This is a genomic window from Streptomyces sp. MMG1121, from assembly GCF_001280015.1.
In the GTDB taxonomy this organism is placed as follows: domain Bacteria; phylum Actinomycetota; class Actinomycetes; order Streptomycetales; family Streptomycetaceae; genus Streptomyces.
The window spans coordinates 1-20,726 of record NZ_LGDV01000215.1 but is presented as its reverse complement, the minus strand read 5'-3'; the positions used below and the strand labels follow the sequence as shown (position 1 = coordinate 20,726).

The following is a 20,726-nucleotide window of genomic DNA, read 5'->3' as shown; positions in this document are numbered from 1 at the left end:
TAGGCCTTCCGCATCGTGGACATCTACGCTCGGCCGCATGACCCCTCAGCCCCATCCCGAAGCCGGCGCCGCAGTGAAGGCCGCGGACCGCGCGCACGTCTTCCACTCCTGGTCCGCCCAGGACCTCATCGACCCGCTCGCCGTCGCCGGCGCGGAGGGGTCGTACTTCTGGGACTACGACGGCAAGCGGTACCTGGACTTCACCAGCGGGCTCGTCTTCACCAACATCGGCTACCAGCACCCCAAGGTCGTCGCGGCGATCCAGGAGCAGGCCGCGACGATGACGACGTTCGCGCCCGCGTTCGCCGTCGAGGCGCGCTCGGAGGCGGCCCGGCTGATCGCGGAGCGGACCCCCGGCGACCTGGACAAGATCTTCTTCACGAACGGCGGCGCCGACGCCGTCGAGCACGCGGTGCGCATGGCCCGGCTGCACACCGGCCGCGCGAAGGTCCTGTCGGCCTACCGCTCGTACCACGGCGGCACCCAGCAGGCGATCAACATCACCGGTGACCCGCGCCGCTGGGCCTCCGACGGCGGCGCGGCCGGTGTCGTGCACTTCTGGGCGCCGTTCCTCTACCGTTCCCGCTTCTACGCCGAGACGGAGGAGCAGGAGACCGCGCGGGCGCTGGAGCACCTGGAGACCACGATCGCCTTCGAGGGGCCGGGCACGGTCGCGGCGATCATCCTGGAGACCGTCCCGGGCACGGCCGGGATCATGCTCCCGCCGCCCGGCTATCTGGCCGGTGTGCGCGAGATCTGCGACAAGTACGGCATCGTCTTCATCCTGGACGAGGTCATGGCGGGCTTCGGCCGCACCGGCGAGTGGTTCGCGGCCGACCTCTACGGGGTCGTCCCGGACCTGATGACCTTCGCCAAGGGTGTGAACTCGGGTTACGTCCCCCTCGGCGGTGTGGCCATTTCACAGAAGATCGCCGAGACCTTCGGCAAGCGCCCCTACCCCGGCGGACTGACCTACTCCGGCCACCCGCTCGCCTGCGCCGCCGCCGTCGCCACGATCAACGTGATGGCCGAGGAGGGCGTGGTGGAGAACGCCAGGCACCTCGGTGCCACCGTCGTCGGTCCCGCGCTCGCCGAGCTGGCCGAGCGCCACCCGAGCGTCGGTGAGGTGCGCGGCACCGGCATGTTCTGGGCGCTCGACCTGGTCAAGAACCGCGAGACCCGCGAGCCGCTGGTGCCGTACAACGCGGCCGGCGAGGCCAACGCCCCCATGGCCGCCTTCACCGCCGCCGCCAAGCAGCACGGCCTGTGGCCCTTCGTGAACATGAACCGCACGCACGTGGTCCCGCCCTGCAACGTGACCGAGGCCGAGCTGAAGGAGGGCCTGGCCGCGCTGGACGCCGCGCTGACCGTGGCCGACGAGCACACGGCGTAGTACGTCGCAGTACGTCCGAGGATCCGAACGCGTAAGGTGACGTGCTCGTGAGACATACGCGAATACGTGCGTATGTACGAGCATCACACCCGAACGCGTGAGGAGAGCCCCGATCATGCCCGGCAACGGCGCCGTGACCCGCAGCACCCTGCGCCAGCAGATCGCGGACGCGCTCCGCGACGAGGTGCTGGCGGGGCGGCTGCGGCCGGGCCGGGCGTTCACGGTCAAGGAGATCGCCGAGCAGTACGGCGTCTCCGCCACCCCCGTCCGCGAGGCGCTGGTCGACCTGTCCGCGCAGGGCATCCTGGAGGCCGACCAGCACCGCGGTTTCCGCGTGCCCGAGTACTCGCTCGCCGACTACCGGAACATGATCGAGGCCCGCAGCCTGGTCACCGACGGCATGTTCCAGGCCCTCAGCACCGGCCACCCCGCCTTCCGCACCCCGCCCGAGGACCCCCGCACGGCCACCGCGCTCGCCACCGTCCGCCGTCGCGGCGAGGAGGCCGCGCGGGCCGCGTCGGCCGGCGACCTCACGATCCTCATCGGCTACGACCTCCGCTTCTGGCGCGAACTGAGCGCCCTCTTCGGCAACCCCTACCTCGGCGACTTCCTGCACCGACTGCGCGTCCAGTCCTGGGTCTGCGCGGTCCAGCACCTGCTGCGCCTGCCCGACCTGCGCGGCCGCCTCTGGGCCGGGCACACGGACCTGGTCGACGCGCTGGCCCACCGCGACGCCGACGCCGCCCGCTCGATCGTCGCCGCCTCCAACGCCCACTCGCTGGCGCTGCTGGAAGGAATGGCCGCCGGCTGAGCGGACGCACGGGTAGCGGTCGAGAGGGGTATGGGACCTGGACCGCACCGACTACCCTGCCCAGACCACCTTCTCTGACCACCTTCTCTGTCCGAGGAGCCCTCTTTGGCCTGTGACCTGTGGCTGGTACCGCTCGTGGACGTGTTGTGCCACACGCCGGACAATCCGTTCGCCGAGGAACTCGCGCACTACAACAACGTGCTGGCGGAGGCCGGGCTCCCGCCGGTGCCGGTGTACCAGTACATGCCGGGCCTGTCCGGCGAGGTCGCCCCCGTGGCCGGCTTCGACTACGACGCCCTCCACTTCCTGCGGCGCGCCTACCTGCTCCAGATCTGCGGCCTGCCGGTGACGCCGGTGGGCGAGCTGGGCGGCGACTACGAGCAGCTGCTGGAGATGTTCGAGTCCACGGCCCAGCAGTCCCATCTGGTCTGGCACTACGACCACGCGGGCGCGTACGTCCCGGTCGACTTCCCGCACCCGCTCTCCAGCGACGAACTCCTCGCGGGAGGCGGCCCGTTGGGCTCCTCCCAGACCCTGCTCCGCGAGCTGGAGCACGTCGCCCCGTCGATCGGCATCGACCCGGCGAACCCCCCGGCACCCCCGGCGGCCCCCGCGGGCCCCACGGAGCTGGAGGAACCGGCGGTCCCGGCGCCGTACGACCCCAGCCCGTTCGCCCGCGAGCGGCACGTGTGGCTGGGGCTGCACGCGGCGGCGACCCGTTCCCTGGCCCAGGGCTCGATGATCGTCTTCAGCTGAGCGCACCGCGCAACAGGCGGGTGTGGACCAGCCGGCCGGGCGCGGTGGGGGGATAGCGCCAGGTGAGCGGCCAGGTGGGCCCGTCGAGCGCGGGTACGGGGATGAAGCTGATCCGGTACGGGCCACTGGTCAGCCGGGTCACGCATTCCGGCCAAGGACGGCGGGCGGTACTGCCGGGGGCGACGAGGAAGTAGACGCAGCGCCGCCCGCTGTCCGACTGGATGACCGGTCCCGGGTCACCTCCCGTCAGACCTGCAAGCCGGTCGGCTACGTCCCGCCCGTGGTCCCCGTCGAGCCGTACGGCGTCGAATTGGACCCCTGCCTTGCGGAGTTGGATGCCGGTGGCGGGAATCCACTCCACGGCGAGGTGACTTTGAGTGTTCATGGGGTCAGTGTCAGTGATGGCCGCTACCTTCTTCTATAACTCTCCGTCCATATCTTGGAGCAGTGCGGAGTCGACGTGGAGTGACCATGACCGGTTGAGTTCGGTTGAGTCCGGGGGTGACCGCGATGGCGCGGGCCGAGAACAAAGAGGAAGCAGGCGGTACGGCACATCTCGTCGCCGCCCTGGCGAAGGCGCTGCGAGAGCAACAGGGACTCACACAGGAGGTGTTGGGAAAGAAGCTCGGGTATACGGCGTCCGCTGTGAGCGCGATGGAGACATGTGCGCAACCGGCGAGCGACAAGATGCTGGTCGCGCTGGAGGAGCACATCGGGGCCGGGCTGGGGGTGTTCCAGAAGGCGCGCAGGTGGATGCTCCTGGAGAAGTACCCGGCAAGGTTCAGGGGCTTCTCGGAAATGGAGTCGGGGGCGATCACGATCAGTTCATACGAAACCCTGGTGGTCGACGGCCTGTTCCAGACGGAGGACTACGCGAGGGCGTTGATCGGGGGCGGCTATCCCCCGGTCTCCGAGCAGAAGCGGGAAGAACTGGTCGAGGCGCGTCTGCTCCGCCGGGCACTCTTCGACCGGGCTCCAGCCCCGATGATCGAGCTGATCCTCGAAGAAAGCGTGCTGAGGCGGCCGTTCGGAAGCCGGGAGATCCTCCGAGGACAGCTGCGCTCACTCATCGAGGACGCCCAGCGGGACAACGTCTGCCTTCAGGTGCTCCCGATGGACCGAGGCCTGCGAGGGTCGCACGCGGGTGACCGAGGCGGGATGAAGCTGGTCGAGACCAAGGACCACGAACACGTCGTCTACATGGAGATCGAGGACCAGGGCATCCTCATCAGCGATCCACCAGACGTATCCCCACTGGCCCACCGCTATGCGAAGATCCGGGCACAGGCCCTGAGTCCTGACGACTCGCTGAGCCTCATCGATCGGCTGGCAGGGGAGAAGCAATGACCGGCACCGAAGCGCTTCGGTGGTTCAAGTCGAGCTACAGCGATGCTGGGGGCGGACAGTGCGTCGAAACCGCCTACACCTGGCGCAAGTCCTCGTACAGCGACAGCGGAGGCGGCAACTGCGTCGAAGTCGCCCCCTGCCCATCCGCGATCCACATCCGGGACTCCAAGAACCACCCCACCGCCGCCCACCTCACCGTCACCCCCACCGCCTGGGCCGATTTCCTCGCTCACGCCACGAAGTGACCGTTGGGGCAGTGGTAGTGCCCCCGCGTTTCCTGGTGGGTCGCGGCCGACGCTGCGAGACTCGGGTGTCATGCATGCGCATGAACAACAGAAGGCTCGGGGAACCTCGCGGCTGACGGCGCCGACGCGGGCCCAGGCCCAGTCCACGTCCGCCCCCGCGTTGCACACACTGCCGCGCGGTGCGGGGAACGCGGCGATGGCGGAGGCTCTGCGGCGGGGGCAGGACGTTCCCGTGCAGCGCATGCCGGCCGATACCGCCGCGACGGCGGCCACGCTGGGCGGGCTGGAGGCCCGGCTGAAGGAGTGTGCCGGCGGCGCCGACACGAGTGTGGTGAAGCGGCACACCGCGATCCTGCACCTCGACGCGGACGTGGAGAAGCTCGAGAACGACCCTCAGTTGGCCCCCGCGGACCAGCAGCGGGTGGCCGGGCTGCGGCGGGGCGTCGATCAGCAGAAGGCGGCCGTCGAGGCGCGTGCACGGCAGCTGGACCGCTATCTGGCCAAGGACGGCGGCCCCTACACCATGATGGTCGAGAACGGCCTGCTGTGGACGGACCAGTACTGGCCCAACGCCTTCGCCAAGATGCGGGAGCGTCTGAACCCCAGCTGGTGGGGGGAGGCCGCGGGCCAGGCGTACTTCGAGAAGATGTCCCGCCAGAACGTGGCGGGCATGCGCCAGGACACGTCCAAGGTGCAGGGCGACTGGAAGCAGCGGATGCGGGACGGATTGCAGGACCAGCTCCGCAGGAGTGTGCTCAGGCACTACACGACCCTCAGACGGGCCGAACTCATGCTGACCGGCGGCATGAAGACGAAGGCCGACCTGGAGCACAGCGAGTTCGACTACGACCACAACACCTCCGCCTTCGACGAACACGGGCTGTCGAACTCGGGGTTCCTCTTCTTCTTCATCGAGGACCCCGCCGCGCCGTTCCGGGACACCCGGTTCAAGAAGGAGGCCGACGGTACGGAGGGGACCCCGGCCCGCATCACCCTGGGCATTCAGGAGTCGGGTCTGCTGTCGAAGGGCTGGGTGATGCTCAGCGACTTCGCCCAGCGGGAGTATCCGACGATCATGGCCGACGAGAACGACCCCGCCCAGACCGACTCCTTCCTGCCCACCCGGGAGGACGAGCGCAGGCATCCGGAGTACCAGCTCCTGGTCCGCAGGTTCACACCGGGCCGGGAAACCCTGACCGAGGCCGACGTGGACACGTTCATGGAGCTCTCGGAGCGGGATTCGACGCGGGGGCAGGCGTTCAGCGTCGTCCGGCCGATGGTGAGGAACGACGCGAGCAACGCGATGACCTATGGCGCCGGACCGCAGCAGCAGAACTATCCGGAGCCGCTCGTCCGCAACATCCTCACCGGCAAGGACATCATCCCGGGCCTTGCGGAGCGGGCCGTGCTGGAAGTGAGCCGGTTCGAGCAGACCACTCCGCAGCTGGCCGACCGGCTCAAGGCCATGTCCCCGCAGGCACTGATGAAGTTCCTGCTCAAGGACCTCCTGCGACCACAGGCGATGCTCCCGAGGCAGCTGGAGATCAAGCGGAGCGACATCGAGAGGCGGTAGGACGCCGTCCGTGGCGGACAGGAAACCGGCCGGACCGGTCCGCCACTGACGCCCCGGCCCGCAGGCCCGGACGACCGGCTCAGAAGACCGGCGTACCGTTCTGCGTCAGCTTCCAGTTGACGGCGGCGAAGTCGGCCGGGTCGAGGCTCTTCTTCGCGGTGACGTAGTCGATCATCAGCTGCCGGATCTCGTTGGTCGAGCTGTACGCGATCGGCGCCGAGGCGATGTGCGGGTAGCCCGAACCGCCGTTCGCGCGGTAGTTGTTGACGGCCACGACGAAGACCTGGTCGTCGGCGACCGGGGCGCCGTTGTAGGAGAGGTTCTTGATGCGGGACCCCTCCGGCTGCGCGATGTCGATCTCGTAGTCGACGCCCGCCGCCACGTCGTACATGTAGTCCCAGAAGCTGTTGGCGTTGGTGAGGGTCGCGGTGTCGACCTTCGTACCGGCCGGGACCTGGTGGTAGTACTTCGCCGCGTACTCCAGGTAGTCCTTGAGCTGCGCGCCCGTCAGCTTCTTGCCGTACAGGGTGTTGTCGTAGATGTAGAGCCCGGCGATGTCCTTGATGGTGACGTTGCCCTGGGGGATGTCGGCCGTGCGCGAGAACGGCGCCGCCACCGAGATCAGCGGGAGCGCGGCGTCGGCCGCCGACAGGCCCGCCTTGACCGTGTCGGCCTGGACCTTCTGGATGAAGTCCATGATCGGCACGTCCTTCCAGCAGGACTCCGCCGCCGAGAGGTCCGCCGTGCAGGTGCCGACCGCCGTGTTGACGTACTTCACGACCAGCTCGTGGTCGGCCGTCAGGAGCTTCTTGATCTCCGGGTCCTCGTCCGCCGTGTTGGGGTTGAGGGTCTGCGCCGTCTTGCTCGTCACCTTCCACTGGCCGTGGTGCAGTTCGACCTCGAAGTCGAAGACGCTGAGGCGGTAGCCCCAGCAGTACGGCTCGGAGAGGAGCACCTCCTCGCCGGTCTCCTGGTTCTTGACCGTGTAGGAGGGGACCTCGACATGGGTGTGGCCGACGAGGATCGCGTCGATGCCGGGGACCTGCTCGGCGACCAGGTTGGAGGCGTTCTCGACGTAGGGAAGCTCGTCGCCGTACGAGGACGAGCCGTCGAGGCCCGAATGATCCGTCAGGAACACCACGTCACAGCCGAGCGCCCGCAGCCGGGGCACGTACTTCTTCGCCTGCTCCACCAGCCCGGGGAAGACCATCTTCCCGCTGACGTTGTCCTTGTCCCACAGCGCGATGCCGGGGTTGGTGAGCCCGAGGATGCCGACCTTGATGTCGGGGGCGCCGGGCACACAGATGCGCTTGACGGTGTACGGGTGGAAGGCGGGCTTCAGCGTCTTGGCGTCCAGCGCGTTCGCGCCGAGCAGCGGGAAGTGGCACTGCTGCTCGAACTTGCGCAGCACCTCGATGCCGTAGTTGAACTCGTGGTTGCCGAGGGCGGCGGCGTCGTAGCGCATGTGGTTCATGGCCACGGCCATCGGGTGCCTGGGCCCCTTCTTGCCGTCGGTCCCGGTGATCGGGTCGACGCGCGCGAAGTAGTAGGCGAGCGAGGTGCCCTGGATGATGTCACCGGCGTCGACGAGCAGGACGTGGTCCTCGCCCTTGGCCTCCCGCTGCTGCTTGATGAGCGTGGCGACACGGGCGACGCCGACCGAGTTGCCCGCCTTGTCGCTGTAGGCCGCGTCCTTGTAGTAGTCCCAGTCGAAGACGTGGCTGTGCAGGTCGGTCGTGCCGAGGATGGAGAACTTCCAGGTGCGCGGGCGGTGTTCGCGCTTCTGCTCGGCCGCCTCCGCCGGAGCGGCGACCGCGCCGGCGGCCGCGACGGCCGCTCCGGTGACGGCCGACTTCTTCACGAACTCCCGGCGGTTCATGGGACTGACGGGCATACGGGGCTCCTGGGGCGAGGACGAGGAAGAGGGAGGAACACAGGCAACTACCCGCGTAGATGCTTGCCTCCGGTTCATCTCCTGAGAACCACGAACAGCCCAAGGGCCGGTCAAGGAACTTCATGTCCATGACCGGCCCGTGAAGCGGAGCCGAACTACCGGAGTCGGACTACAGGAACGAGTTGATCTCGATCGTCTCGTCCCGGCCCGGGCCCACGCCGATCGCGGAGATCGGGGCGCCGGACATCTCCTCCAGCGCCTTGACGTAGTTCTGGGCGTTCTTCGGCAGGTCCGAGAAGGACTTCGCCTTGGTGATGTCCTCGGACCAGCCCGGCAGGGTCTCGTAGACCGGCTTCGCGTGGTGGAAGTCGGTCTGGGAGTACGGGAGTTCCTCGACGCGCTTGCCGTCGATCTCGTACGCCACGCAGACCGGGATCTGCTCCCAGCCGGTCAGGACGTCCAGCTTGGTGAGGAAGAAGTCGGTCAGGCCGTTCACCCGGGTCGCATAACGGGCGATCACGGCGTCGAACCAGCCGCAACGCCGGTCACGGCCGGTGGTGACACCCCGCTCGCCGCCGATGCGGCGCAGCGCCTCGCCGTCCGCGTCGAACAGCTCGGTCGGGAACGGACCGGCGCCGACGCGGGTCGTGTACGCCTTGAGGATGCCGATGACCCGGCTGATCTTCGTCGGGCCCACGCCGGCGCCGGTGCAGGCACCGCCGGCGGTCGGGTTGGAGGACGTGACGAAGGGGTACGTGCCGTGGTCGATGTCGAGGAGGGTGCCCTGACCGCCCTCGAAGAGCACGACCTTGTCCTGCTCCAGCGCCTCGTTCAGGAGCAGCACCGTGTCGGCGACGTACGGCTTGATCTGCTCGGCGTAGCCCAGCAGCTCCTCCACCACCTGGTCCACGGCGATCGCGCGCCGGTTGTAGAGCTTGGTCAGGAGCTGGTTCTTGACGTCGAGCGCCGCCTCGACCTTCTGGGTCAGGATCGACTCGTCGTACAGGTCCTGGATGCGGATGCCGACGCGGTTGATCTTGTCCGCGTAGGTCGGTCCGATCCCGCGCCCCGTCGTACCGATCTTCCGCTTGCCGAGGAAGCGTTCCGTCACCTTGTCGACCGTCACGTTGTACGGCGTGATGACGTGCGCGTTACCGCTGATCAGGAGCTTGGACGTGTCTACGCCACGCTCGTTCAGACCGCTCAGCTCGGAGAGCAGGACCGACGGGTCGACGACGACACCGTTACCGATGACCGGCGTACAACCGGGAGAGAGGATTCCGGAAGGGAGGAGGTGGAGCGCATACTTCTGGTCGCCGACGACGACCGTGTGGCCGGCGTTGTTGCCGCCCTGGTAGCGCACTACATAGTCCACCGAGCCACCGAGCAGGTCGGTCGCCTTCCCCTTGCCTTCGTCACCCCACTGAGCACCGAGCAGCACAAGTGCGGGCACGCGCGTACACCCCTTCCGGGCGGGGCATGTCCAAGGTCGGGGGCGTGGGCGTAAGGTTCACCGCCGCGTGCCACAGCGACCGCCGTTGGTCGCACAACCGTCGGACCGGATGCCCCGGAATAGACGAAGCCCCTGGCGCAATAGCGCAAGGGGCTCTTGCACAAAGATGCTACCCGAGGAAGCGAGGCAGGACCGAGGTGGCGACCTTCGCGACGTCCGAGCAGCTGCTGGTGATCATCGATCCGGGGGCACGGCAGACGGACGGAGAGTCCGTGCGCATCGCGAAAGACGTGCTCAGCGCGGGTGCGGCGGCGAAAATGTGCCTCCCGGACGGCCCGGAGGAATTCGCCCGCGCACTGGGCCGAAGGGGGTCGCGGCGGCCGGTGGTGATCGGCGACGACCACGCCCTGGTCCGCGCGGTCACCCTGCTGCACCGCGAGCGCGAGCTGACCGGATGCGGTCTGTCGGTGGTCCCGGTCGGAGAAACGTCTCTCGCCCAGTCCCTGGGCGTGCCCGGCGGGGCCGTGGCGGCGGCCCGGACGGTCCTGGACGGGACGGAACGACGCCTGGACCTGCTCATCGACGACAGCGACGGAGTCGTCCTGACCGAACTGTCCATCCCCCCGACCCGGGTCTCGGCCCCCGCCCTGTCCGCGCGCCCCTGGTACCGCACCCTGGCCCGCACCCTGACCGCCCGCCCCGCCCGCCTCGCGTCGGTGCCCTCGCCCGGCGCCTCCCGCCTGCGCGTGGAGGTCGACGACGAGCCGCTCGTGGACCTGGGCCAGCCGGTGCAGGCGATCTCGGTGACGCCGGGCGCCCACGGCCTGGCCGAGGTGGAGGTCCGCCCCCTGTCGGTGGGCGCGGAGGCGACCCCCCTGCGCGCCTTGGGCCGCACGGTGACGGTCACGGGCCCGGACTTCCGCTACCGCGCCGACGCGGCCGTCTCAGGGCCCGTACGCAGGCGCACGTGGCAGGTGGCGGAGGGGGCCTGGGGGCTGGTGCTGCCTTCCGTGTGAGGCGCCCTTCGGTCCACCCAATGGTCTGGTGACAAATATTTAACCTCGCCGACCCCTTCCCGCGCCCCCGTCTCGTCCAGCATCCTGCTCCATCAGGACCCACCAGGACACATGGACCGGACACGGAGGGGGCCACCCGATGGCAGTGGACGAGGGCGTTGCCCCGGCGGCACAGGCGGATGACGGCGAGGCGGTTCATCGGCTGAAACCCAATGCCGTCGGGCTGCTGGGGGTCGTGTTCATGGCCGTGGCGACCGCCGCGCCGATCACCGCGATGACCGGGAACGTGCCCTTCATGGTGTCGTCCGGCAACGGCGTCGGGGCACCCGCGAGCTATCTCGTCGCAATGGTCGTCCTGGCAATCTTTTCCGTCGGTTTCACCTCGATGGCGAAACACATCACGTCCACCGGGGCGTTCTACGGATTCATCTCCTACGGGCTCGGGCGCACGGTCGGGCTGGCCTCCGGGCTGCTCGCCACCTTCGCCTACGTCGTCTTCGAACCCGCCCTGATCGGGATCTTCTCCACCTTCGCGACGACCACCTTGAAAGACCAGACCGGCCTCCACGTGCCCTGGTGGACCTTCGCCGTGCTGATGCTCGCGATCAACGCGACGGGTACCTGGTTCGGGATCAGCGTCGCCGAGAAACTGCTGGTGGTGCTGCTGGCGACCGAGGTCACCGTCCTGGCGGCCATGGCGGTGTCCGTCGCCCTGCACGGCGGCGGCCCGCACGGGTTCACCTTCGCGCCGGTCGACCCGGTCAACGCCTTCAAGGGCACGTCCGCCGGGCTCGGGCTCTTCTTCGCCTTCTGGTCCTGGGTCGGCTTCGAGTCCACGGCGATGTACGGCGAGGAGTCCCGCGACCCGAAGAAGATCATCCCCAAGGCCACGATGATCAGCGTCCTGGGCGTCGGCGTCTTCTACGTCTTCGTCTCCTGGATGGCCATCACCGGCAACGGCGAGGCCGAGGCCGTGAAGGCCGCCTCCTCCGCCAACCCGCTCGCGATGTTCTTCAACCCCACCGAGCGCTACGTCGGGCACTGGGCGGTCGACGTCATGCAGTGGCTGATGATCACCGGCTCGCTGGCCTGCGGCATGGCCTTCCACAACTGTGCCGCCCGCTATCTGTACGCCCTGGGACGGGAAGGCGTCGTGCCTTCGCTGAAGAACACCATCGGCCGCACCCACGCCCGGCACGGCTCCCCGCACCTCGCCGGGCTGGTGCAGACGGCCGTCACCGCGGTGCTGCTCGGCGCCTTCTGGGCCGCGGGCAAGGACCCGTACACCGGCACGTACGTCCTGCTCGCCATCCTCGGCACCATGGCGATCCTCGTCGTCCAGGCCGTGTGCTCCTTCGCGGTGCTGGCCTACTTCCGCTCGCACCACCCCGAGAGCCGCCACTGGTTCCGCACCTTCACCGCCCCGCTCCTCGGCGGCATCGCGATGCTGGCCGTCGTCGTGCTCCTGGTGTCCAACATGAGCGCGGCGGCCGGCCCCGAGTCCGGCTCACTCGTACTGAAGGCGACCCCGTGGCTGGTGGCGCTGGTAGCGGCGAGCGGCATCGGCTGCGCCCAGTACCTCAAGCGGCGCGCACCCGAGCGGTACGCACTGCTGGGGCGGACGGTGCTGGAGGAGACCAAGGAGCGGTAGCGCTCCGCCGGAAGTGCCGCGATGCGCCGTCGGCCGTCCGCGACGCCGTCGCGGACGGCCGCGCGGTTCCCCGCGCCCCGCAGGGGCGCTTCAGCGCCCGTACTTCTCGTCCCGGTACACCCGCCACCGTTCCATCACCTCGACGACCTCCTTCTCCACGAACTCGAAGAAGTCCAGCGTCTCGCCCAGCCGGCGCCCCGCGGGGGTGTCGGCTCCGAGGCTCGCCACCCCCTCGCGCAGGGCCTCCTCCCAGCGCTTGATGATCGCCTCGCGGTTGGTGAGCGCCTCGTACCACTGGTCGCTGTGCACCCGGTACCGCTCCCGGCGCGAGCCCGGCTCGCGCTCGCGCGAGACCAGGTGCACCTGGGCGAGATAGCGCACGGCACCGGAGACGGCCGCGGGGCTGATCTTGAGCTGCTCGCCCAGCTCGGCGGAGGTCAGGGTGCCGGCGTCGGAGGCGAGCAGCGCGCCGAAGACCCTGGACGGCATACGCGGCATGCCCGCCTCGACCAGCTGCGCCGCGAAGTGCTCCACGAATCGCGAGACCGACTCGGGGTCCCGCTCCGCGCTCTCAGAACTCGGCTCGGTCATGCCTCTCACCCTATCCGGCATTCATGCGTTTCCTTAACTTCACAAATTTCTGAAAGAAGCGTACGTTCGGAAGCATGACGAAGGCAATCACGGTCTCCGGGCTCCACAAGTCCTTCGGCCGTACCCACGCGCTGGACGGCCTCGACCTGGACGTCGAGGCCGGTGAGGTGCACGGCTTCCTCGGCCCCAACGGCGCCGGCAAGTCCACCGCCATCCGCGTCCTGCTCGGCCTGCTGCGCGCCGACGCGGGCGCGGCCCAGGTCCTCGGCCGCGACCCCTGGCGGGACGCGGTCGAGGTGCACCGCCGGATCGCGTACGTCCCCGGCGACGTCACTCTGTGGCGCAACCTCTCCGGCGGCGAGGTCATCGACCTCTACGGCCGGCTGCGCGGGGGACTCGACACACGGCGGCGCGCCGAGCTCATCGAGCGCTTCGAGCTGGACCCCACCAAGAAGGGCCGCACCTACTCCAAGGGCAACCGGCAGAAGGTCGCCCTCGTCGCCGCCTTCGCCGCCGACGTCGACCTGCTGATCCTGGACGAGCCGACCTCGGGCCTGGACCCGCTGATGGAGGAGGTCTTCCAGGCCTGCGTGGAGGAGGAGCGCGACCGGGGCCGTACGGTCCTGCTCTCCTCGCACATCCTCAGCGAGGTCGAGGAACTCTGCGACCGGGTCAGCATCATCCGCAAGGGCCGGACCGTGGAGAGCGGCTCGCTCGCCGACCTGCGCCATCTGACCCGCACCAGCGTGAGCGCCGAACTCGCCGGACCGCCCGACGGACTGGCCCGCCTTCCGGGCGTGCACGACCTCGACATCCGGGGCCACCGGGTCAGACTCCAGGTCGACACCGACCGACTCGACGCCGTACTGCGGTCGTTGAGCGCCACAGGGGTGCGCTCACTGACCTTGACCCCGCCGACGCTGGAGGAGCTGTTCCTGCGGCACTACCAGGAAGAGGCAACGGCGTGAGCGGCCGACTCACCGGCACCGGAACCCTGTTGAGATTCGCCCTGCGGCGCGACCGCGCGCTGATCCCGCTCTGGACCGGGGTGAACGCGCTCATGGTCCTCTCCATGCCGAACACCCTGAAGACCCTGTACGCCACCGCCGCCCAACGCGCCGGCCTCCAGCACCAGATGGCCACCAACACCTCGCTGCGCGCCGTGGTCGGCCCGGTCTTCGACGACTCGCTCGGCGCGCTGACCGCCTGGCGGATCGGGGTGTACGCGGGCGCGCTCGCCGCCGTCATGAGCCTCCTCGTCGTCGTACGGCACACCCGCGACGAGGAGGAGAGCGGGCGGCAGGAACTGGTCTCCTCCGGGATGGTGGGGCGCCGGGCCCCGCTCACGGCGGCCCTGCTGGCGGCGGCCGTCGCGAACACGGTCCTCGGCCTGCTGATCGCCGCCGGACTGGCCGGACAGGGCGCGGCCGGCGCCGTGGTCTTCGGCCTCGGGGTCGCGGGCGCGGGCATGCTCTTCGCCACGGCGGCGGCGATCTTCGCCCAGCTGACCGAGAGCGCCCGGCTGGCCCGGGGCCTGACGGCGGCGGTGCTGGGCGCGGCCTTCGTGCTGCGCGCGGCGGGCGACTCGGCCTCCGCCGACGGCTCGTCCGTCCTCACCTGGCTGTCCCCGCTGGGCTGGCTGGAGAACCTGCGCGCCTTCGCGGCCGAACGCTGGTGGGTACTGCTCCTGTTCGCGGCCGCCATCGCCCTCCAGACGCTCCTGGCCTACGGGCTGGCCGGCCGCCGGGACATCGGCATGAGCTTCCTGCCGACCCGCCCGGGACCGGCCGCCGGGCGCCTCGGCACCGCCGGCGCGCTGGCCTGGCGGCTGCAACGCGGCAGCGTGCTCGGCTGGGGCCTCGGCTTCTTCCTCGCCGGCGTCGTCTACGGCGGGCTGACGGACGGCGCGGCCAAGCTCGTCGGCGACAACGCCCAGGCCCGCGAGATCTTCCAGCGCATGGGCGGCCGGTCGGGGCTGACGGACGCCTTCCTCGCCGCGATGGTCGGCATGCTCGGCCTGGTCGCCGCGCTCTACGTCGTCTCGTCCGTGCTCCGGCTGAGCGGCGAGGAGACCTCCGGCCGCGCCGAACCGGTCCTGGCCGGTGCCGTGGGCCGACTGCGCTGGGCCGCCGGACATCTGCTGATCGCCTTCGGCGGCTCGGCCCTGGTCATGCTGCTCGCCGGTCTGGGCTTCGCCGTCGGCTACGGCAGGCAGATCGGCCCGGTGCTGGGCGCGTGCCTGCTCCAGGTCACCGCCGTCTGGGTCATCGGCGGTATCGCCGTCCTGCTCCTCGGCATCCTGCCGCAGGGCGCGGTGGCGGCGTGGGGCGTGGCCGGCGCGGCCCTGCTGATCGGCTGGATCGGCCCCGCCCTGAACGTCCCCCGCCCCGTCCTGGACCTCTCCCCCTTCGGCCACCTCCCCAAGCTGCCCGGCGGACACCTCGACTGGACCCCGGTGGGCGTCCTGCTCGCACTGGCGGCCGTGCTGGTGGCGGCCGGTCTGGCGGGCCTGCGCCGCCGGGACCTGACCGCCGGCTGATCAGCCGACCGCCACGCGCAACTCCTCCAGCCCCCGCATCACGAAGTTCGGCTTCCGCTCCGGCTCGGCCGCCAGGGCCAGGGCGGGAGCCTGCTCCAGCAGGGCCCGCGTCGAGGCCGCCAGCTCGATACGGGCCAGGGGGGCGCCGATGCAGTAGTGGATTCCCGCGCTGAAGGAGATGTGCGGGTTCTCGGCACGGGTCAGATCCAGGCGGCCGGGGTCGGCGAAGACCGCCGGGTCGTGATTGGCGGCCCCGAAGAGCAGGGCGACCTCCGAACCCCTGGGGATCGTCGTCCCGTCGATCTCGATGTCGTCCAGCACCCAGCGCTCGAAGAGCTGGAGCGGGGTGTCGTAGCGCAGCGACTCCTCGACGGCGCCGGGCACGAGGGAATGATCGGCTCGCAGCGCGGCCAGCTGCTCCGGATGCCGGAACAGCGCGAACCACCCGTTGCCCGTGGCGTTGACGGTCGCCTCGTGCCCGGCGTTGAGCAACAGGACGGCCGTGGAGATCATCTCCTGCTCGGTCAGCCGGTCGTCGTCCTCGTCGTGCGCGGCGATCAGCCCGGAGATGAGGTCCTCCCCCGGCTCCCTGCGCCGAGCGGCGATCAGCTCCCGCAGAAACCCGGAGAACTCCACCGACGCACGCACCGCCCTGGCCGCCGTGTCCTTGGACGGATTCAGCTCGTACATCCCGCAGATGTCCGCCGACCACGGCCGCAACTGCCCCCGCTCCCCCTCCGGAATCCCCAGCATCTCGGCGATCACCGCGACGGGCAGCGGCTCCGCCACCTCCGCCAGCAGATCCCCACCGCCCTCCCGGACCAGCCCCGCGACCAGCTCGTCCGCCAGCTTGCGCACATACGGCGCCAGCCGCTCCACGGTGCGCGGCGTGAACGCCTTGGACACCAGCCGCCGGATCCTCGTGTGATCCGGCGGCTCCAGATCGAGCATCCCGTGATCGTTGAGCGTGTGGAACGGCTCCTGCTCGGGCGGCGGCGCACTGCGCCCGAAGTCGTCGTGCGTGAACCGGTGCTGGTAGGTACGGCCCAGCCGGCGGTCACGCAGGAGCGCCGAGACGTCCGCGTGATGGGGGACCAGCCACTGATCCGTCGGCTCGTACCGGATCACCCGGCCCAGGGCCCTCAACTCGGCGTAGGCCGGGTACGGGTCGGCCAGGAACGCGGGGTCCCAGGGGTCGAAAGCGAGGTCCGCAGCAGCTGCCATGAACGGACGCTAGCCCGGCTCACCCCGGTGTGACCAGCCTCGCCTCGTACGCGAACACCGCCGCCTGCGTACGGTCCCTGAGCCCCAGCTTCACCAGGATGCGGCTCACATGGGTCTTGATGGTCGACTCCGCCACCACCAGACGCTCGGCTATCTCGGCGTTCGACAGGCCCTGGGCGATCAGGACCAGGACCTCCGTCTCCCGCTCCGTCAGCTCGCCGTAGGCCGCCTGGGCCGCCGGGACGAGACGCGGGGACTCCACCAGGCGGGAGAACTCCGTGATCAGACGTCTGGTGACCGAAGGGGCCAGGAGCGCCTCACCGGAGGCGACCACCCGCACGCCGTCGGCCAGTTGCCGGGCCGAGGCGTCCTTCAGGAGGAAGCCGGAGGCTCCCGCGCGCAGCGCCTGGTACACATACTCGTCCAGGTCGAACGTGGTCAGCACCAGCACCTTCGCCGCCGCGTCCGCCGCGACGATCTCCCGGGTCGCCTCGATGCCGTTCAGCTCCGGCATCCTGATGTCCATCAGGACGACGTCCGGGGCCAGCTCCCGGACCCGCTCCACCGCCTCCCTCCCATTGACGGCCTCGCCGACGACCTCGATGTCCGCCATCGCGTTCAGCAGGACCGAGAAGCCCTCGCGGACCATCATCTGGTCGTCCGCGATCAGTACGCGGATGGTCATGCGTCCCCTTCGGTCGCGGCGGCCGGCACCGGCAGGAACACCGTCACCTCGTAGCCCCCGTCGTCCACCGGGCCCGCCGTCATCTCACCGTTCAGCATCGAGACGCGCTCCCGCATACCGGTCACCCCGTGCCCGGCACCGGGCGAGGGCTTGATCAGGTGCGGGGCGGGCGGCGGACCGTTGACTATGCGCAGACCCAGGCCACCGAGAACGTACCCGATCTCCACCCGCGCGGCCGCCCCCGGTGCGTGCCGCAGGGTGTTGCTCAGCGCCTCCTGCACGATCCGGTAGGCCGACAGCTCCACCCCCTGCGGCAGCTCCCGCACCGCGCCCGTCACCGCCTTCTCCACTTCCAGTCCGGTCTCCCGCACATTGGCGAGCAGCCCGTCCAGATCGGCGAGCATGGGCTGCGGGGCGTCCGGGGCCTCGTAGTCCTCCGCGCGGACGACGCCCAGGACCCGGCGCAGCTCGGTCAAGGCCGCCACCGCGTTCTCCCGGATGGTGACGAACGCCTTCTCCAGCTCCGGCGGCGGATTCTCCACCCGGTACGGCGCGGCCTCCGCCTGGATGGCCACCACCGACATGTGATGGGCGACCACGTCGTGCAGCTCGCGGGCGATCGTCGTCCGCTCCTCCAGCAGCGTGCGCCGCGACCGCTCGTGCGCCGTCACCGTCTGCTGCGCGGTCACCTCCTGCTGTGCCTCCCGGCGAGTGTGCCGGACCGTGACGATCAGCAGGATCAGCGCGGACAGGAACAGCATCGGGGCGGTGTCGGTGTCGTAGTTCCCCCAGCCGAAACCCGTATCGGCGAAGAAACCGAACAGGGCGGTGAACACCCACATCCAGGCCGCCGTGCGCGGGCGGGTGCGTATCGCGACGATCGTGAGCACCAGCAGATGGGATATGAAGCTGCCCGGCAGCCACGGCCAGCTGATGTCGGCACCTCCGGTCACGGCCGTGGCAGCGGTGGCCGCGAGCGACGCCCAGAACGCGCCCACCGGACGCACCAGCGTCAGCAGGACCGGGACCAGCGCGAGCAGCCCGCACATCAGGGACACCACAGGGCTGTCCGCCCGCGCCATGGCGACGAACATGGCCACCACACCGCCGATGGTCACCAGCAGGTGCCGGGTCCAGGCCGCGTACTCCCGCGCCCGGCCCGACATGCGCCGGGAGATCCAGCCCGCATCGGACCTGCGGGGCAGCGGGTCGTAGGCGAAGGCGTCCTGGAACAGGTCCTGCCGCAACCCCCGCAGGGCATCCGCGGCAAGCCGGAACTCCGGACTGCGCGGTCGGCCGGCCGCCCCCGGCGGTGTCGTCTGCGTGTGCGTCGTCTCGGTCACGTACAGAACGGTAGGCCGAGGTGGCCGCAGCGGTCGTCCCCTTGGAGAGGGGTCCTGCGGGGTCCCTCTCAGGTACTACGGGTCTTCGGGGACCGGGGATCAGGGTGCGATCAGTAGGTGCCGCCCGGGCGGACCAGGCCCGATTCGAAGGCGAAGACCGCTGCCTGGGTGCGGTCGCGCAGGCCCAGCTTCACCAGGATCCGGCCGACGTGCGTCTTCACCGTCTGCTCGGCCACGACCAGCCGCTCGGCGATCTCCGCGTTCGACAGGCCCTGCGCGATCAGCGCCAGTACCTCCGTCTCCCGCTCCGTGAGATCGCCGACGCGCTGCTTGAGCGGGGCCCGGACGCCGCCGTCCAGACGGGAGAACTCGGCGATGAGGCGCCGGGTGATGCCGGGCGCGAGCAGGGCGTCGCCCGCGGCCACGACCCGCACCGCCTCGGCCAGCTTGTCCGCGGAGGCGTCCTTGAGCAGAAAGCCGGAGGCTCCCGCGCGCAGCGCCTCGTACACGTACTCGTCCAGGTCGAACGTGGTCAGCACCAGCACCTTGACGCCGGGATGCTCGACGGCGATCCGGCGGGTCGCCTCGATGCCGCCCAGCTCGGGCATCCGGATGTCCATCAGCACGACGTCCGGGCCCAGTTCGGCGGTTCGGGCGATCGCGTCCAGCCCGTCCACGGCCTGCCCGATCACCTCGATGTCGGGCTGGGTGTTGAGCAGCACGGTGAAACCCTGCCGGACCATCTCCTGGTCGTCGGCGATGAGTACGCGGATGGTGCCGGCGCCGCTCGTCATGGGGCCTGTTCTCCTGTCGGGGGCTCGGGGCTGTGCGGGTCTGATGCGGGGGATGACGGCGGGCGCGCGGGCTTGAACGCGGAGGGCCGGCCGATGTCCGTCGGCTCCGGGGTGCCCTCGCGCGGCAGGAACGCCGTCACCCGGAAGCCCCCGAGCCGGTCGCCCGTCGCGACGACGTGCCCGCCCAGCATCGCCGCGCGCTCCCGCATCCCCAGCAGACCGTGACCGCTGCCGGGAGTCGGCGGGGCCGGGCGGCTGGGGCGGGAGTTGGTGATGTCCAGACATATGCCGTGCGCGTAGTGGAGGACCTCCACGCTGACCGACGCGCCCGGCGCGTGCCGCAGGACGTTGCTCAGCGCCTCCTGGACGATCCGGTACGCCGACAGCTCCACGCCGGGCGGATAGCCGCGCGGCTCGCCCTCCACCTTCATGGCGACGTCCAGACCGGCCGCCCGTGTGTTCTCGATCAGCGCGTCCAGCCGGGCGAGGTTCGGCTGCGGGGCGTCGGGGGCCGGGCCGGTGCCGGGGGCGGACAGCCGGTAGGTGTCGTTCACGGCCTCCGGGTCGTCCGGGCCCTCCGACCGCAGGACACCGAGCACGCGGCGCAGCTCCGTCAGGGCCTCCAGGGCGTTGTTGCGGATGCCGGCGAGGTTCTCCTTCAGCTCCTCGGAAGGGTGGTCCACCAGGTGGGGGGCCACCTGGGCCTGAATCGAGATCACCGACATGTGGTGGGCCACCACGTCGTGCAGCTCGCGCGCGATACGGCTGCGCTCCTCCAGCAGGGCCCGGCGGGCCCGCTCCTCCGCGGTGATCGTCGTCTGCTGGGCCAGCTGCGTACGCGCCTCGCTGCGGCTGCGCAGGGCGGTGCCGATGAGGACCGCGATGGCGAAGAGGACGACGGCCATGACACCGGTCGGGGAGTATCTCTGGGCACCGATCAGGGCCTGCACCGCCCACGTCACCGCGACAGTGGCGCCGAGTGCGCCGAGCGTGCCGCGCAGTCGCACACGCAGGGCGAGAAGGGTCAGCACCACCATGTGGGCCAGCAGGACGGGCGTCGACCAGGGCCAGTTGGCGTTGGCGGCCGCGTCCGTCGCCAGATGCGGACGGGCGAACAGGGCGGTGAGGACGGCGGCCGCCAGGGACACGGCCCAGGCGGGGACGGGACGCCAGATCGCCACGATGACGGCTGCCCCCTGGACGAGACCGAGGAGCAGACCGACGGCGACCGTGAACCCGTACTCGTTGGCCAGTTCCTCCCCGCCGCCCAGACCGATCCCCAGGGCGGCGTAGGCCGTGAACATGTAGGTGAGCAGCCGGAGCCAGCGGTGCCGGGCGAAGGGGGGTGAGTGGGGGGAGGCGTTCTCGCCCAGCCAGGTGCGCAGACGGCGGCGCCGGGTGGGGGTGGGGG

The 20,726-nt window shown here is 70.2% G+C and carries 19 protein-coding genes; 10 read left to right on the top strand and 9 right to left on the bottom strand.

Going from position 1 to position 20,726, the window contains the following annotated elements; all coding sequences use genetic code 11:
* Positions 1–37: 37 nt before the first annotated feature.
* From ADK64_RS31360 to ADK64_RS31350, 3 genes are all read left to right on the top strand, one after another.
* On the top strand, positions 38–1,393 hold the full coding sequence (locus ADK64_RS31360; RefSeq protein ID WP_053664560.1) for an aspartate aminotransferase family protein: 1,356 nt from the start codon (positions 38–40) through the stop codon (positions 1,391–1,393).
* 115 nt (positions 1,394–1,508) lie between these two features.
* Positions 1,509–2,204 carry a GntR family transcriptional regulator gene (locus ADK64_RS31355; RefSeq protein WP_053664558.1) on the top strand — a complete coding sequence of 232 codons (696 nt, stop codon included), beginning with the start codon at positions 1,509–1,511 and terminating at the stop codon, positions 2,202–2,204.
* A 105-nt stretch (positions 2,205–2,309) separates the two neighbouring features.
* Complete coding sequence (locus ADK64_RS31350) at positions 2,310–2,960, top strand: hypothetical protein (RefSeq protein ID WP_053664556.1); 651 nt, start codon at positions 2,310–2,312, stop codon at positions 2,958–2,960.
* On the opposite strand, the gene ADK64_RS31345 is transcribed toward ADK64_RS31350, so the two are convergent.
* Positions 2,953–3,345 (bottom strand): hypothetical protein, encoded by a 393-nt coding sequence (locus ADK64_RS31345; protein ID WP_053664554.1) that lies wholly within the window; start codon positions 3,343–3,345, stop codon positions 2,953–2,955. The genes ADK64_RS31350 and ADK64_RS31345 overlap by 8 nt on opposite strands.
* 116 nt (positions 3,346–3,461) lie before the next feature.
* Here ADK64_RS31345 and ADK64_RS31340 point away from each other — a divergent pair, with 116 nt between their 5' ends.
* The 3 genes from ADK64_RS31340 (at position 3,462) to ADK64_RS31330 (ending at position 6,125) form a co-directional block, all read left to right on the top strand.
* On the top strand, positions 3,462–4,307 hold the full coding sequence (locus tag ADK64_RS31340) for a helix-turn-helix domain-containing protein (protein ID WP_053664552.1): 846 nt from the start codon (positions 3,462–3,464) through the stop codon (positions 4,305–4,307).
* The gene (locus ADK64_RS31335; RefSeq protein ID WP_053664550.1) at positions 4,304–4,552 is read left to right on the top strand and encodes a DUF397 domain-containing protein; all 249 of its coding nucleotides are present in this window, start codon (positions 4,304–4,306) and stop codon (positions 4,550–4,552) included. Before ADK64_RS31340 ends, ADK64_RS31335 begins: the two co-directional genes overlap by 4 nt.
* 241 nt (positions 4,553–4,793) lie before the next feature.
* On the top strand, positions 4,794–6,125 hold the full coding sequence (locus tag ADK64_RS31330) for a hypothetical protein (protein ID WP_159046376.1): 1,332 nt from the start codon (positions 4,794–4,796) through the stop codon (positions 6,123–6,125).
* A gap of 79 nt (positions 6,126–6,204) precedes the next feature.
* On the opposite strand, the gene ADK64_RS31325 is transcribed toward ADK64_RS31330, so the two are convergent.
* Positions 6,205–8,019 carry a bifunctional metallophosphatase/5'-nucleotidase gene (locus tag ADK64_RS31325; protein ID WP_053664546.1) on the bottom strand — a complete coding sequence of 605 codons (1,815 nt, stop codon included), beginning with the start codon at positions 8,017–8,019 and terminating at the stop codon, positions 6,205–6,207.
* A 169-nt stretch (positions 8,020–8,188) separates the two neighbouring features.
* Positions 8,189–9,472 carry an adenylosuccinate synthase gene (locus ADK64_RS31320; RefSeq protein WP_053664543.1) on the bottom strand — a complete coding sequence of 428 codons (1,284 nt, stop codon included), beginning with the start codon at positions 9,470–9,472 and terminating at the stop codon, positions 8,189–8,191.
* Positions 9,473–9,669: 197 nt separating this feature from the next.
* On the opposite strand from ADK64_RS31320, the gene ADK64_RS31315 reads away from it, so the two are divergent.
* Positions 9,670–10,488: a hypothetical protein gene (locus tag ADK64_RS31315; protein WP_053664541.1), complete on the top strand. Its 819-nt coding sequence runs from the start codon at positions 9,670–9,672 to the stop codon at positions 10,486–10,488.
* A 139-nt stretch (positions 10,489–10,627) separates the two neighbouring features.
* The gene (locus tag ADK64_RS31310) at positions 10,628–12,139 is read left to right on the top strand and encodes an APC family permease (protein ID WP_053664539.1); all 1,512 of its coding nucleotides are present in this window, start codon (positions 10,628–10,630) and stop codon (positions 12,137–12,139) included.
* A 90-nt stretch (positions 12,140–12,229) separates the two neighbouring features.
* Here ADK64_RS31310 and ADK64_RS31305 read toward each other — a convergent pair whose 3' ends face one another.
* Complete coding sequence (locus tag ADK64_RS31305) at positions 12,230–12,730, bottom strand: GbsR/MarR family transcriptional regulator (protein ID WP_053664537.1); 501 nt, start codon at positions 12,728–12,730, stop codon at positions 12,230–12,232.
* Between the two features lie 74 nt (positions 12,731–12,804).
* Between ADK64_RS31305 and ADK64_RS31300 the strand changes: the two genes are divergently transcribed.
* Together ADK64_RS31300 and ADK64_RS31295 are read left to right on the top strand one after the other, a co-directional pair.
* Positions 12,805–13,698: an ABC transporter ATP-binding protein gene (locus tag ADK64_RS31300; RefSeq protein WP_053664535.1), complete on the top strand. Its 894-nt coding sequence runs from the start codon at positions 12,805–12,807 to the stop codon at positions 13,696–13,698.
* Complete coding sequence (locus tag ADK64_RS31295; RefSeq protein WP_053664533.1) at positions 13,695–15,269, top strand: ABC transporter permease; 1,575 nt, start codon at positions 13,695–13,697, stop codon at positions 15,267–15,269. The genes ADK64_RS31300 and ADK64_RS31295 overlap by 4 nt, the downstream gene beginning before the upstream one ends.
* Here the strand turns inward: ADK64_RS31295 and ADK64_RS31290 are convergent, their stop codons facing one another.
* From ADK64_RS31290 to ADK64_RS31270, 5 genes are all read right to left on the bottom strand, one after another.
* Positions 15,270–16,493 (bottom strand): cytochrome P450, encoded by a 1,224-nt coding sequence (locus tag ADK64_RS31290; RefSeq protein ID WP_053664531.1) that lies wholly within the window; start codon positions 16,491–16,493, stop codon positions 15,270–15,272.
* A 19-nt stretch (positions 16,494–16,512) separates the two neighbouring features.
* Entirely contained in the window at positions 16,513–17,178 is a 666-nt protein-coding gene (locus ADK64_RS31285; protein ID WP_053664529.1) for a response regulator, read from the bottom strand.
* Positions 17,175–18,521: a sensor histidine kinase gene (locus tag ADK64_RS31280; protein ID WP_078992946.1), complete on the bottom strand. Its 1,347-nt coding sequence runs from the start codon at positions 18,519–18,521 to the stop codon at positions 17,175–17,177. Before ADK64_RS31280 ends, ADK64_RS31285 begins: the two co-directional genes overlap by 4 nt.
* Positions 18,522–18,631: 110 nt before the next feature.
* A complete protein-coding gene (locus tag ADK64_RS31275; protein WP_053664525.1) occupies positions 18,632–19,315 on the bottom strand; it encodes a response regulator in 684 nt (227 codons plus the stop codon).
* A partial coding sequence (locus ADK64_RS31270) for a sensor histidine kinase (RefSeq protein ID WP_053664523.1) occupies positions 19,312–20,726 on the bottom strand: 1,415 nt, incomplete at its 5' end. The genes ADK64_RS31275 and ADK64_RS31270, both read right to left, overlap by 4 nt.

What these genes read in the sequence shown, in the direction of transcription:
- ADK64_RS31360 (WP_053664560.1), top strand. Translation starts at nt 38, where the DNA reads ATGACCCCTCAGCCCCATCCCGAAGCCGGCGCCGCAGTGAAGGCCGCG.
- ADK64_RS31355 (WP_053664558.1), top strand. Translation starts at nt 1,509, where the DNA reads ATGCCCGGCAACGGCGCCGTGACCCGCAGCACCCTGCGCCAGCAGATC.
- ADK64_RS31345 (WP_053664554.1), bottom strand. Translation starts at nt 3,345, where the DNA reads ATGAACACTCAAAGTCACCTCGCCGTGGAGTGGATTCCCGCCACCGGC.
- ADK64_RS31335 (WP_053664550.1), top strand. Translation starts at nt 4,304, where the DNA reads ATGACCGGCACCGAAGCGCTTCGGTGGTTCAAGTCGAGCTACAGCGAT.
- ADK64_RS31330 (WP_159046376.1), top strand. Translation starts at nt 4,794, where the DNA reads ATGCCGGCCGATACCGCCGCGACGGCGGCCACGCTGGGCGGGCTGGAG.
- ADK64_RS31325 (WP_053664546.1), bottom strand. Translation starts at nt 8,019, where the DNA reads ATGCCCGTCAGTCCCATGAACCGCCGGGAGTTCGTGAAGAAGTCGGCC.
- ADK64_RS31310 (WP_053664539.1), top strand. Translation starts at nt 10,628, where the DNA reads ATGGCAGTGGACGAGGGCGTTGCCCCGGCGGCACAGGCGGATGACGGC.
- ADK64_RS31305 (WP_053664537.1), bottom strand. Translation starts at nt 12,730, where the DNA reads ATGACCGAGCCGAGTTCTGAGAGCGCGGAGCGGGACCCCGAGTCGGTC.
- ADK64_RS31300 (WP_053664535.1), top strand. Translation starts at nt 12,805, where the DNA reads ATGACGAAGGCAATCACGGTCTCCGGGCTCCACAAGTCCTTCGGCCGT.
- ADK64_RS31290 (WP_053664531.1), bottom strand. Translation starts at nt 16,493, where the DNA reads ATGGCAGCTGCTGCGGACCTCGCTTTCGACCCCTGGGACCCCGCGTTC.
- ADK64_RS31285 (WP_053664529.1), bottom strand. Translation starts at nt 17,178, where the DNA reads ATGACCATCCGCGTACTGATCGCGGACGACCAGATGATGGTCCGCGAG.
- ADK64_RS31275 (WP_053664525.1), bottom strand. Translation starts at nt 19,315, where the DNA reads ATGACGAGCGGCGCCGGCACCATCCGCGTACTCATCGCCGACGACCAG.